The organism is Psychrobacter sp. FME5 (genome assembly GCF_014861375.1).
Taxonomy (GTDB): Bacteria; Pseudomonadota; Gammaproteobacteria; order Pseudomonadales; family Moraxellaceae; genus Psychrobacter.
Genome location: NZ_RRYX01000002.1, coordinates 23901 through 36896, shown reverse-complemented (window position 1 = coordinate 36896; position 12996 = coordinate 23901). Strand labels below are relative to the sequence as shown.

Sequence of the window (12996 nt, the reverse complement as noted above, 5' to 3'; positions counted from 1 at the left end):
TTGATTGATGTTTTAATCGTCTTGTCTGTGAGTTGCTAGCAGCGCGCTGACGTCATGAATTTGCATCGCTTTAGCACCGCGAGAGACGGTGGCAATACCAACGCCTAGCTGCTCAGAAATTTCACGTTGGGTGACACCGCGTGCTAATAAATCAAAAATACGAATACGGTTGGCAATCTCAAATTGCTCTTTATCGGTTAACAAGGCACTGAGCAGCATTTCGATAGCGGCGCTATCATGACAACTGGCTAAATGCTTTAATAAACTATGATAAGGATCGGTGCTCATAATATGTAGTCTTCATTTAAAAACAGATTGATTATCATCTTGTTTCAGTATTCTAGTACAGTAGTACATAAAAAACAAGTAAAGTGATGGATGTTTTAGCATTACGTTATTAAAGCTTGGTTTAAAAATATTCAATTCGACATAAAAATAAAAAGCCAGCTAATTGTAATTAGCTGGCTTTATTTTCGAATTAATAATTATGCTTTTAATTATTCTAGATGGCTTATTTTACTGGACGAATAAACGGCATATGACGGTTCACGTCTTTGTATAGTAAGTATCTGAATGGACCAGGTCCGCCAGCGTAACAAGATTGTGGGCAGAATGCGCGCAGCCACATAAAGTCGCCTGCTTCAACTTCTACCCATTCACCGTTTAAGTGATAGACAGCTTTACCTTCTAGTACATACAAACCATGTTCCATCACATGCGTTTCATCAAATGGAATCACGCCACCTGGCTGGAAAGTAACGATATTCACATGCATGTCGTGACGCATATCAGACTGCTCGGTAAATCTGGTGGTTGTCCATACGCCATCAGTACCCGGCATTTCAATGGCTTCAACATCGTGATCGCTGGTTACAAACGCTTCAGGTACATCAATACCTTCACAATGTTGATACGCTTTGCGGATCCAATGGAATTTAACGTGCTTGTCGCTGTTGTTTTTCAATGACCATTTGCAGCCAGGTGGTAAGAATGCATAACCACCTGATTCAAGATGATGCGTCTCACCTTCGATAGTCATATCCATTTCGCCTTCAACGATGAATACCACACCTTCGGCGTTGGCATCTAGCTCAGGCTTTTCTGAGCCGCCATTAGGCTCAACTTCGACGATATACTGTGAAAAGGTCTCAGAGAAACCTGAAAGTGGACGTGCCAGTACCCACATGCGCATGCCTGTCCAAAACGGTAGATAGCTGATAACGATATCCGTTAATACACGCTTTGGAATAATCGCATAAGCTTCGGTGAAGATAGCACGATCAGATAGTAGTTGTGTTTGTGGAGGCAAGCCGCCAGTTGGTGCGTAATAAGTGCTTTTTGTTGACATGGTTAATGTTCCTTAGTGGTTTTGTGCCGCGATAAATTTGTGTCTGAACCTTTGAGTTTAAGTCTTTGAGTTTGAATCGTGGAGCAAAGGAGGGGGTTACCCGTTTGGCTGGGGTTTCCCTTTAAACACTAAATCATTTGCAGCTTGCTTGAAGGGCTAAGCTATTGTCAAAATTATTAGACGTTAGACATAGCCCGGTAATTTGGATCGTTTTCATTTTTTATCGACAACAGCTGTCATTTTCTCTAATGACGCACAGACCTATGATTCATCTAAAGCTCCATGCTCTAAACCTAAGGTTCCATGCTCTAAATCTAAAACCCATGCTCTAATCAGTTGTAGATATGCTGACTAGAAATATGTAAAGTTGCTCTGTTTTCCATGAGCCCAATGTCATTGATATCAGGCGCCTTAGAAGCGCTCATGCCTAAATCAGATGCCCTGACTGTCATAGTATAAGTCTAAAGAAAAATGCAATAAAAAGCTATGTTAAGCAGAACTATCAATGTAAAGACTGCAAGCGTCAGTTCATTGATAATCAGGCCTTAACCTCTCATGGCCGTCATTCTAGAATAGAAGATTAAATATGGTTAATGACTGTTAGAGGTTGATAAGTTTTGGACTTACGTGCATCGCAAGAAGTGGCTTATGTATGGGAAAACAGTACAACGTAGGTATAGAAGGCAATAACGGCCGTCTCAGACATCGATTAAAATAAACCGTTAGAAGAATGTGTTGTCTATCTAAAAAGCTCAATAAGTATTTTAGAGTGTTTAACTTGGTGTTCTTTTAATGTCAATTTTGGCTAACTCTGATGTCAGTGTGCTTTTTAGAGCACAATCAAATTAAAGCACAATCAAAATACTATTTATTTAATGTCTAAACAGCATTAGCCTTTGCTCTCTCTGATTTAGCTTGCTCAGCAGACACATCAACGCAAACTTCCCAATCATCAATCTCAAATTCATGGCAGTTGTTACCCTCACCATTGATACGATCGACAACTAAAAAGTCACAATCTGCTTTTAGTGCTAGTAGCGGATGGTGCCAAACATTGGCGTCATACTGAACACCTTGATGCGAGTGAGCATAAAATACTTCTAAATCATCCGCTGATTTGGGCGCGTCGCCAGGTTTAGCTACCACAACCAGATAATCTGTGGAATTCATAGAAAAGAAGGCTTGCGTACCAAACGGGTGATATTCCATGACCGATAGCGTAATAGGGCAGTCGCGTCTTTTAGTGCGAAAAATACTAAAACCAACTTCACCGCCGTCTAATGCCACTTTTGAGATAGAATCATGACGACACGCATAGCCACGATTGATATCCCAACTATTTTCAGGACATTTTTCTTTATCGTCATAAGGCTCAATCACTGAACCATAAGGTGCAAAAGCAGCTTTGGTTAAAGGTTGGGCAATTATCGTGGTTTTCATGAGTTCACCTTTATATTATTTAATAATATCATTTATTTGATTTTTTAGCCGTTTATTAAGTTATAAATGGCCTTGAGCGTACCATCATCAGCGAGCTTAGTTTCTATTACATACCTGCTTATTAATATGATGATACGTCTCTAATGTCGATAGTTACATCCAGTTGGCGGTGTTATCTGCCGTTGCTGGATGGTTTTCATACCAGTGCTTGGCGATTTCATCGCGGCGGCATACCCAAACATCGGGTTTACTGGTGATATATTTTAAAAACTGTTTGAGCGCAGTGATACGACCAGCGCGACCGATGATACGGCAATGCAAGCCAATCGTTAGCATTTTTGGCTCGTTCTTACCGTCTTTGTCGCCTTCTTCATACAAGGTATCAAAGCTGTCTTTTAAGTACTGGTAAAAAGGTTCAGCGTTGGTAAAACCAGGGCTAGAAGCAAAACGCATGTCATTGGTCTCAAGTGTATAAGGGATAACCAAATGCGGTTTACGGGCGATTTTACTGCCTTCTTCTACTTTGACATTGAGCCAGTAGGGGAGTTCATCGGCATAAGAATCCGAGTCATAAATATAGCCACCTTGTGCAGCGACCAGTTCGCGAGTATTGGGGCTATCACGACCGGTATACCAACCGAGTGGCTGCTTACCAAGCATGCTCTCAAAGATTTCAGTGGCGCGGCGTACATGTTCGCGTTCAGTCTCACGGTACATATCCTGATAAGTAATCCAGCGTAGTCCATGACTGGCAATTTCATGACCATCTTCTAAGACGCGTTCAACGATATGCGGTGTCTTTTCAGCAGCAGCAGCACAAGTAAAGGTAGTGATCGGTAAGCCGTACTCTTTAAAGGTATCTAATACACGCCAAACGCCAACACGACTACCGTACTCAAATGCAGACTCAATAGATTGGTGACGATTGAGAAACTCAGGCGTACCTAATACGTCAGATAAAAAACGTTCTGACTGACCATCGCCATGAATGACGCTGTTTTCTGCACCTTCTTCGATATTAAGTACAAACTGCACCGCGATCTTAGCGCCACCTGGCCAGTTAGCCTTTGGTGGATTACCGGCATAGCCTTTTAGGTCACGCGGATAGGCATCCTGATTAAAATCGCTGGTTATTTTTTTTGTCATTATGATTATCCTAGATAAACTAAAACGAAATAGGGTAGAACAAGAAGTGCGGTCTTTTATTTGAGCCATAGTATCTGAACTTTTATAAAGCTAGATAGGGTCAAAAACCATACTGTGATAACGCTGGCTTCGATATAAAAACCAGCGTTAGGTAGATTGTTAAACGGTTTGCTTATAACCCTGAGGTATACTCGAGTAATTGCTGACGCTCGTCATCTGTCATATTAGTCAGGTTACCAAAAGGCATATATTCTGTTTGTACCGCCGTGATGATTCTTGCTTTATAGGTTTTTAGATCTGCTGGAGTTTCTAAAACAATACCGGCTTGAGGTACATTAAACATTTCGTGAGTGGGTTGCACGGCATGACAAGTAGTACAACGTTCATGAACAATAGCCATAGCAGCATCATCAGCAGATGCAGACACTGGGACGGCTTCGGCCGCGTTTTCATCATTACTAGCAGCATCAGCTTCTGCTTCTGCACCATCAGCAGGTGGCGTATCTGTCGGTGCTGCGTCTTCTGCTGGAGCAGTTGCACTGACGGCAGGGGTTGGTGATTTCTCAATTGGTGTCGGACGCATCCAAATAATTAGTAATACGGTTGCTATCGCAGGAACCACTAAGAATTTTGGTTTATTGCGACCCAAGTGTTTTTCGTTGAAGTAATGACGAGCAGTTGCAGTGATAATACCGACGAATACCAATACCAACCAGCCATGCGCATGTGAATACATCATTGGATAGTGATTACTAATCATGATAAAGATTAGCGGTAGAGTAAAGTAGTTATTCATCACCGAGCGGTTTCTGGCCATTAATGCTAAAGCTGCTACATCTGGACCTGGTTTTACGCCACGACTTACACAATCTACCAATGCGCGCTGAGCAGGCATAATTCCAAAGAATACGTTACCTGCCATGATTGTACCTAAAATGGCACCAACATGGATAAAGGAAGCACGGTCACTAAATAACTGATAAGAACCCCAAGTGGCAATAATCATTAATATAAAGATAGTGACACTAAAAACCAGTTTATTTTTGCCGATACTGCTGCGTACAATGGCTTCATAAATAAAGTAGCTGCCAAATAAGAACAGTAAACTGGTAGATATGGCACCCACACTGCTACCAAAATCCACTTTACTTGGATCAATCAAGTACGCTGTGGCATTGATATAGTACACGATGATAAGCATCATCATACCGGTCAGCCAAGTGGTGTAGGCTTCCCATTTGAACCAATGCAGTGTTTTTGGCATTTCTTCAGGTTCGAGCTTGTACTTGGCAATTTCGTAGAAACCACCACCATGAACTGCCCAAAGGTCACCTGAAATGCCTTTTTTGGCTTTCCACTCTGGTGGCTTCTGAAGACTCATGTCGAGCCATACGAAGTAAAAAGATGCGCCAATCCATGCTACACCAGCGATAACGTGAAACCAGCGGAAGAATAAACTTAGCCAATCGAGAAGATATGCACCCATGTTGTCAATGTCCTTTTATATTGTTATATCTTGGTAACTCGTAACGACTTTTGCTCACCTTCGTTATTATAAAAGATTGTGATACAACGTAGCGATACCAGCATTATTTATTTGGTCTTAAACCACTGACCTCACTGTCAGACGTTTAGAGTTTACAGCGCTCGTTTAGCCTTATTCGTATAAGGCTTCGAGTGATAAAGCGATAAAATTATGAGCCGCGATAGGTACTATAACCATGTGCGCTAAGCAACAACGGCACATGGTAATGATTCCCATCACTGACCATAAAGTCGATAATAACTTGCGGATAAAATGCAGTGAGATTTTGTGCATCAAAATAAGACTGCGTATCAAAAGTCAATGTATAGCGACCAATATCAATATGATATTCAGCGATATCAATGGATGGGTCAAACGCCCAGCTGTCTGGTGCCACGCGACCATCAGCGTTGGTAACGCCATTGGCCAATAGTTTTGCTTCACCGCTCGCAGACACACGATGTAGTGTTACAGCGATATCAGCAGCTGGCTTACCAAGATGCGTGTCTAGAATATGTGATGATAAAGTAGCGGACATAATAATTCCTTTTATATGTGTGGAAAAAAATGAGTCTAACTCTAAAGTTAAGTTTAAGCGTCGCTTAGCATTTTCTGCAAACGTAAGCGGGTTATTTTGTTTTGTTCAGCTGCTGCATTGCCCAGTTCTGTTTCACGATCATTTGGCAAGCGAGCGAGTAATAAGTCAAGCATTTCTTGCGCGCTTTTACCCGTAGCATAAACAATAAAGATAAAACCAAATTTATCGAGGTAGTCTTGATTGCCTTGTGCTAAGGCTTCAATCACAGCGTCATCAGCGTTATTAGCACCTGATTGCTCATGTGCGGCGCTATCTTGCGTATTACGATATTTCTCTTTTAATGAGTCAACATTACCAATCTGTGGATGACCGTCAAAGGCCTCTAATAAATTGGCTTCTTCTGTTTGCGCCTGGCCCCATGCTGCATCGCTTGCGCTCATTAGAGCATCTACATCTTCAAACGGACGCGCATCTGCCAATAGACTCGCCCAACGGCTGCTAGTGCAACAGGTCAGGAATTTCGAGGTAGCATCGGCTGGCGACAGGGCATTGAGTTGCGATAGTGATAAGCTCACAGTGATATCCTTATCTTTTGACACAAAAAAGTTGAATGATACGAGTTTATAATTCGATTGATATAAGTTTATAAAGAGGATCATTTCTCTTGATTACATAAATCAGGGTAAAAACCCATGTTAAAGTAGTATCGAATGAGTCGTAATTGGTTTAATATTAACCATTCTGCTTAAACCTGACCATTTGGTCAACTACTTTATGAAAAATATTTTATATTTGCTTGCCATGTTCCATAAAAATTAGCGTATTAATCTATTAGTTTATCTTAAATTCACGCTGGAATATGGTTGTTTATTCACATTAATGTCTAACGGTTCATCCTATGACTCAAAACGCTAAATCAAACGCACCATCATCCTCTGAGAGCGCTGTACACCGTAATCAGCAGGATATTCGTGCACACAATCAAGCACTGATTTTGACCGCTGCTGAAGAAGAATTTGTATTGCAAGGCTATCGCGGTGCCACGATGCAAGGTATCGCCGATCGAGCGGGTTTGCCAAAAGCCAATATTCATTATTACTTTAAGAATAAAAAAAACCTGTATAAGGTTGTTTTGCTTTCTATTATTGAAGAGTGGAATGAGGGCTTGGTGACGATGACGGTGGACAGCGATCCCAAAACAGTCATCGAAAAGTTTGTGCGTACCAAATTACATCAAGCCTTTGCTCACCCAAATCGGCATAAGCTGTTTGCGCTTGAGGTCATCGGTGGGGCATTACATCTACATGACTTTATGTCGACGGTGATGAAAGAATGGGCGCTTGATAAAACTCAAGTGATGAAAACATGGCACGAACAAGGCAAAATCGCTATCGATGATCCATTGCAGCTGTTGATTTTAATTTGGGCCACGACGCAGCGCTACGCTGAATTTGAAACAGAAATCGTCGGCTTGATGAACAAGACTGAGTACGATGAACAAGATGAAGCACGGGCTGCTGACTTTCTAGTGCCATTCATTTTACGTGGCTGTGGCATTGAATAGCGATTACAGCTAGCTAGCGTTGCCGATATTATTTATGGATACCAAGCTAAAGCCTCAGTAGTTTAATACTATTGAGGCTTTATTTTATACATCATGATGAAGCATTTGTAAATCAGCTACTAAGACGCTTTTTTTCTAAGCGGTTTTAGGCCGTCTTCGATATGCTGCTCTTCAGTATCATATTCGACACCATAGTTCTTCGGCAAAATCACATCGAGCGCAATGGCTATTACCCCTGACATGGTCACTGCTGAGCCAAAGATATTGCGGAACAGTTGTGGCATTTGCGCAAAGACATCAGGAACAAACGCAACACCTAGACCCAGACCCAATGAGGTGGCAATGATTAACACATTACGATGGGTAAAGTTCACTGTCGAGAGGATACGAATACCCGCAGTCGCTACAGTAGCGAACATCAACAGCGTTACGCCGCCAACCACCGGCTTTGGCAACTGAGTAAAGATAGCACCTAAAACAGGAAACAGACCCATTATAAATAAGATACCTGCCACATAAAAGCCAACATAGCGACTGGCAATACCAGTCATTTGGATGACACCATTATTCTGGCTAAATGTGGTTACGGGGAAGCTGTTAAATATACCAGAAATGGCGGAGTTGACACCATCACCTAATACGCCGCCTTTGATACGTTTCTCATATAGTGGGCCTTTTATCGGCTCACCTGAGATCATCGACGTTGCGGTCAAATCACCTGAGGTCTCGATACTGGTAATAATATACATAAAGGCAATAGGAATAAAGGCTTGCCAATCAAAACCAAAACCAAACTTAAAGGGTACGGGTACCGTTAATAAAGGGGCTTCTGAGACCAATGAAAAATCAATACGGCCCATAAATGCTGCTACTAATCAATACGGCCCATAAATGCTGCTACTATTAGACCTAACATTAAACCGATAAAAATAGCACTTGAGCGAATGACTTTATTATTAACGATACTGATTAGCACCACGCTCACTAACACACCGCCGCCTAGTAGTAAATTCTCCATACTACCAAAGTTTTCAGCACCAACACCCCCTGCTAAATCGGTTAGACCTGTTTTGGTCAACGACAGACCAATGGTGACAATAACACAACCGGTAACGATTGGACTCATCAAAGATTTAAGCTTAGTGATGAACTGACTTAAGAAAATCTCAACGAATGCCCCGAGGAAGGTAACCCCAAAGATAACGGAGAGGATTTCTTCAGGACTACCGCCTTTGTTTTTGACTACAAAACCTGCTGCTAATACTGCTGCTAGGAAACCAAAGCTAGTGCCTTGGAGTGCCATTAGCCCTGACCCGACAGGGCCAACTTTACGGGTTTGAATAAAGGTAGCAACCCCCGATACCATTAGGGCCATACTGATTAGGTAGGGAATATGTTCGCCTAAGCCTAACGCGCCACCAATGATTAATGAGGGAGTGATGATACCAACAAAAGCGGCGAGTACGTGTTGAACCGCACCTAAAAATGCTTTTGGAGGAGCAGGACGGTCATGTAGACCATACAATAAATCCGGGTTTCCTTGAGTATTTTCACTCATCTTAACTTCCTTGTGAAGTGAGTTATAGGCCAAGCTCTGTGCAGATGATTAAGCAAAGTTTTGAATCCATATATGAGATGAAAAAAATGCTGTCTCTGTAAAAATTAGCATTGCTAATTCATCTGACAGAGAAGTCTGTTTACATTTATGCCAATAACTAGCAGATAGCTATTGTCTTTTAATCTGATCAGTAATTGTTATTTAAACTTGACTAATTGGTCAACTATCTAAGGGTATATGTAAACGGCTGCCTATTGCAATGTTTTTTTTCATATTGGTGCGTTTATTTTATTAATAATAACGATTAATTATAAGAACATAGCGCAAGTCAGTGGAAAAAATACTTTTTATCGTTCAATTTCCTGAGCATGAGGCGTGAATAGTCGTTACCTAATAACTGAATAGCCAGTCTCCCAAACCCAGCCATATTTTCAGCGGGCCCATTTTTTAATCGTAAATTTCTTACATTAATTATTGCCAAATTGTTAATACTTCGTTATTATGCCCTCAACATTACTTATGGACTAGATTATAATTATAATCCGGTTAATCAGCTAATCGATGTTGATACCAATGTCTATCAAACAAAGACGAAAATCTCACGAGATACAGATTATACGGTAAACCCTGGTTATGACTGGGAAGCCGAGGTCAAAACTACAGGCGGTAAAATTCAGAATACCAGTGTGATTGATAGCAGCATCGTTGAGGGTATCACTGGTTCGCATAAGCTAATCGCTGGTGTTGAACATTACAAAAAAGAGTCTGAAATGGCACGTGACTCTGCCAAAACAGGTAGCGATGAAGCTCAAAACACCTCTGTGTATTTAGAAGACCAATGGCAGATGGGTAAATTTAGCCTAACGCCAGGTATTCGCTATGATCGCTATGAGTCTCCAGATTTCGTTGCTGATGGTAAAGTATTTAACAACGTCGTCGGTGGATTGGCCGCCAGCTACGAGGTTGCCCCGAGTACTCAGCTATTTGCCAGTTATACCCAATTGTTTAATGGTCCAGATTTGAGCCAAGCTATTTTTAACCAAGATGGCACTGAGACTTATGTAAATGATGACTTAAAAGCAGAAGAAGGTGATAACGCCGAGGTTGGTGTTGTGACCACATTACGTGGTTTGACCACTGCTGATGATGCACTGCAATTAAGTGGTAAATACTTTGAGACCAATATCGAGAACTATATTGAATATGTACGTGCAGGCAAAAATAAAGTTGGCTTAGATTGTGCGACAGGTGCGTCAGGCGGTAGTTGCCAAGGTGCAATTAATAAAGACGAAGACTACAAAATCAAAGGTGTCGAGCTTGCCGCCGATTATAAGATGGATGACTTTAGTATGGGCTTGAGCTACGCTCATGCACGTAGTAAAGGTAAAGATAGCGGCTATAGCATCTACTCACAAACAGGCAGTAGCTCTGATTCGGGCGATAAATACATGCTCAATCTGGCTTATGAGCCAACAGACACTACAGAGCTAGGCTGGCGCAGTACCTATGTTGCTTCAGTAACTCCGAATACGGGTGGCGATGACATCGAAAAACCAAGCTATGACGTCCATGATATTTTTATGAGCTATTCGCCAAAACAGATAGAAGGAATAAAAGCAACAGTTGGTGTATACAATATCTTTGATGAAAACTATGCCAATCATGCGTCACGTATCGTTGCGCCACGTGACGATGGTACTTTAAGAACTGACTTTGAGCCAGGTCGTAACATCAAAGCTTCTTTAACCTATCAGTTCTAAACCAAACTACTTTACTCATTAGTAGTAAAAAGACCACTTATATTATATAGGTGGTCTTTTTTTATGGCTTATATAATTTGTGAATGTTCAACACGCCTTAATTGTATTTACACTAATTTTTTATGGTTAGACTCTATATAGCTAGATTCTATACTTATACTGTATCGACAATCACTGGACGACCTTGATGATTTAAAACAGTCACATCGACGTTATATAACACTTTCATTGTTTCTTGTGTGAGTACATCCACAGGCGCTCCTGTGGCTAGCACGCGACCTTCTTTCATCGTCACCACGGTGTCGGCGAATTGCGCCGCTTGATTGATATCGTGCAAGACAATCACCACGGTTTTATTTTGACCATGGCTCAACTCACGCAGCTCACGCATTAGGCGCCCAGCATGGTACATATCCAGATTATTTAGCGGCTCATCGAGCAGTAAATACGGCGTATCTTGGCAAACAATCATCGCAATCAATACCCGTTGTCGCTGTCCACCCGATAACGTCGACAAAAAGCGCTCAGCCAAAGGCTCAAGCTCAAAACGTTCTATAATTTCCTGCACTTTTTGTTGATCGTGCGCGGTTGGCTGTCCTTGGTGGTAGGGATAGCGACCAAACATCAGCAGCTCGTGTACACGTAGCCGTCCTTGTACTTGGTTGTCTTGTCCAAGCATGGCGACAGTCTTGGACAAGGTTCGCGCATGACAGCTGACAATATCGTGCTCAGCGAAACGCACCTGCCCAGATTGAAGCGGCTGCAGGCGTGCCATCACCGAAAATAGAGTGGATTTTCCCGCGCCATTGGGACCAATTAAGGCGATAATTTGGGCACTTGGTAACGATAAAGTGATGTCATGTAAGATTTGTTGTTTGCCAATATGGTACGAGATGTTATCCAATTTAATCATAGGGGCTTCTTGTTTTTAGATAAATTTTGATCAGTTTTTTGGACTGGTATTACTGGCGACGTTGGCTTATAAAAATCAATATTAAAAATACCAAGCCGCCCGCCAATTCAATCACCACTGACAGTACGCCCGCCATGCCCAATACTTGCTCAAATACGGTCTGACCCAATACCAAGCAAATCATGGCCACCAAGCTGACCAGTATCAGTCGTTCGCTATGATACATATGGCGAGCAATGCGATTGGTTAAAGCGCAGACTAATAAACCAAAAAAGGTTACTGGACCGACCAATGCTGTCGCCGTAGCGACTAATACCGCAATGATGGTTAATAGCCCAAATGCCAGGCGTTGATAATGGATACCGAGGTTAATCGCTTGGGGCTTACCGAGCATCAACACATCGCACTGATAGCGCCAGCGCCAGATAAATAGCCCACTGATGACACAAATAAATAGACTGATACCAAGCAACTGTGGATTGACGGTATTAAATTGCGCATAGCTGGCAGATTGCACCACCACAAAGTCATCGGGGTTAATCAATCGTGCAATCAATGCCGATAAACTACGAAACAGCACGCCAAAAATAACGCCGACCAATATCAGCCGCGTCAAATCCTGACTGCTCTTGGAGAATAGCAACCGAAATAATAGCAATGATGCGCCAAACATTAAGAATATTTCAAGCGAGAATTTGGCAATCGGATTGATACTGGTAAAGCTGATCGCGCCCAAAAAGAACACCAATAAACTTTGCAGCAGCACATATAACGAATCAAAGCCCAACAGTGATGGCGTCAAAATAGGATTGTGGGTCAAGGTCTGAAACAGTAGCGTCGATACCCCGATAGCATAGCCAACCACCATCAGCGCCAGTAATTTTTTGCCTCGTAGCGGTAACGCAAAATCCCAATGACCGTTGACGTTGAGGGTTAAAAACAGAACCATCGAGATCAGCAGCACAATGGCCGCAATCGATTTTGGGTGATTGACGATGAATGTCCAAAATTGCGCTAGACGACTCTGTTCAGAAGAAGAGGTGTCATTATTATTTTTTTGAGTACTGTTTCTCGAGCTATTACTTTTTGAATAACTATTCTCTGAGCTACTATTTTTTGCAGCGCTAGGCGTAAAGGGTGAAAACATGCGCGAATCCTATAGTGCCAAGCTTATCTGGTAAAAAAGAGAGATAAGTGAAGAGGG

The 12996-nt window shown here is 42.0% G+C and carries 13 protein-coding genes and 2 pseudogenes; 3 read left to right on the top strand and 12 right to left on the bottom strand.

All coding sequences use genetic code 11. The features are described from left to right. Positions 1 to 12: 12 nt before the first annotated feature. The 3 genes and pseudogenes from EI161_RS00560 to EI161_RS14755 all read right to left on the bottom strand — a co-directional run. The gene (locus tag EI161_RS00560; RefSeq protein ID WP_192528745.1) at positions 13 to 288 is read right to left on the bottom strand and encodes a Trp family transcriptional regulator; all 276 of its coding nucleotides are present in this window, start codon (positions 286 to 288) and stop codon (positions 13 to 15) included. A 223-nt stretch (positions 289 to 511) separates the two neighbouring features. Further along, a complete protein-coding gene (locus EI161_RS00555) occupies positions 512 to 1348 on the bottom strand; it encodes a bifunctional allantoicase/(S)-ureidoglycine aminohydrolase (RefSeq protein ID WP_192523424.1) in 837 nt (278 codons plus the stop codon). A 335-nt stretch (positions 1349 to 1683) separates the two neighbouring features. Beyond that, positions 1684 to 1794: pseudogene (locus EI161_RS14755) on the bottom strand (hypothetical protein); the annotation flags it as partial. On the opposite strand from EI161_RS14755, the pseudogene EI161_RS15065 reads away from it, so the two are divergent. Beyond that, positions 1780 to 1923: pseudogene (locus EI161_RS15065) on the top strand (IS1 family transposase); the annotation flags it as partial. The pseudogenes EI161_RS14755 and EI161_RS15065 overlap by 15 nt on opposite strands. 304 nt (positions 1924 to 2227) lie before the next feature. On the opposite strand, the gene EI161_RS00545 reads toward EI161_RS15065, so the two are convergent. The 5 genes from EI161_RS00545 to uraD all read right to left on the bottom strand — a co-directional run bounded on the left by EI161_RS00545 (position 2228) and on the right by uraD (position 6572). Then, complete coding sequence (locus EI161_RS00545; protein ID WP_192528744.1) at positions 2228 to 2788, bottom strand: ureidoglycolate lyase; 561 nt, start codon at positions 2786 to 2788, stop codon at positions 2228 to 2230. A 153-nt stretch (positions 2789 to 2941) separates the two neighbouring features. Next, the gene (puuE, locus tag EI161_RS00540; RefSeq protein ID WP_192528743.1) at positions 2942 to 3934 is read right to left on the bottom strand and encodes an allantoinase PuuE; all 993 of its coding nucleotides are present in this window, start codon (positions 3932 to 3934) and stop codon (positions 2942 to 2944) included. A 172-nt stretch (positions 3935 to 4106) separates the two neighbouring features. Then, positions 4107 to 5420 carry a urate hydroxylase PuuD gene (locus EI161_RS00535; protein ID WP_192528742.1) on the bottom strand — a complete coding sequence of 438 codons (1314 nt, stop codon included), beginning with the start codon at positions 5418 to 5420 and terminating at the stop codon, positions 4107 to 4109. Between the two features lie 208 nt (positions 5421 to 5628). Beyond that, positions 5629 to 5997, bottom strand: coding sequence for a hydroxyisourate hydrolase (uraH, locus tag EI161_RS00530; protein WP_192523420.1), 369 nt, complete (start codon positions 5995 to 5997; stop codon positions 5629 to 5631). 53 nt (positions 5998 to 6050) lie between these two features. Continuing rightward, positions 6051 to 6572, bottom strand: coding sequence for a 2-oxo-4-hydroxy-4-carboxy-5-ureidoimidazoline decarboxylase (gene uraD, locus EI161_RS00525; RefSeq protein ID WP_318779290.1), 522 nt, complete (start codon positions 6570 to 6572; stop codon positions 6051 to 6053). A gap of 323 nt (positions 6573 to 6895) precedes the next feature. Here uraD and EI161_RS00520 point away from each other — a divergent pair, with 323 nt between their 5' ends. Continuing rightward, the gene (locus tag EI161_RS00520) at positions 6896 to 7561 is read left to right on the top strand and encodes a TetR/AcrR family transcriptional regulator (RefSeq protein ID WP_192523418.1); all 666 of its coding nucleotides are present in this window, start codon (positions 6896 to 6898) and stop codon (positions 7559 to 7561) included. Between the two features lie 119 nt (positions 7562 to 7680). On the opposite strand, the gene EI161_RS14930 is transcribed toward EI161_RS00520, so the two are convergent. Further along, the gene (locus tag EI161_RS14930; protein ID WP_263973692.1) at positions 7681 to 8421 is read right to left on the bottom strand and encodes a solute carrier family 23 protein; all 741 of its coding nucleotides are present in this window, start codon (positions 8419 to 8421) and stop codon (positions 7681 to 7683) included. 11 nt (positions 8422 to 8432) lie between these two features. Further along, complete coding sequence (locus EI161_RS14925; protein WP_263973691.1) at positions 8433 to 9119, bottom strand: solute carrier family 23 protein; 687 nt, start codon at positions 9117 to 9119, stop codon at positions 8433 to 8435. 482 nt (positions 9120 to 9601) lie between these two features. On the opposite strand from EI161_RS14925, the gene EI161_RS00510 reads away from it, so the two are divergent. Further along, on the top strand, positions 9602 to 10879 hold the full coding sequence (locus EI161_RS00510) for a TonB-dependent receptor domain-containing protein (RefSeq protein WP_225735156.1): 1278 nt from the start codon (positions 9602 to 9604) through the stop codon (positions 10877 to 10879). Between the two features lie 154 nt (positions 10880 to 11033). On the opposite strand, the gene EI161_RS00505 is transcribed toward EI161_RS00510, so the two are convergent. Beyond that, a complete protein-coding gene (locus EI161_RS00505) occupies positions 11034 to 11792 on the bottom strand; it encodes an ABC transporter ATP-binding protein (protein ID WP_192524504.1) in 759 nt (252 codons plus the stop codon). Positions 11793 to 11841: 49 nt separating this feature from the next. Continuing rightward, entirely contained in the window at positions 11842 to 12939 is a 1098-nt protein-coding gene (locus EI161_RS00500; protein WP_192528741.1) for an iron chelate uptake ABC transporter family permease subunit, read from the bottom strand. Positions 12940 to 12996: the final 57 nt, after the last annotated feature.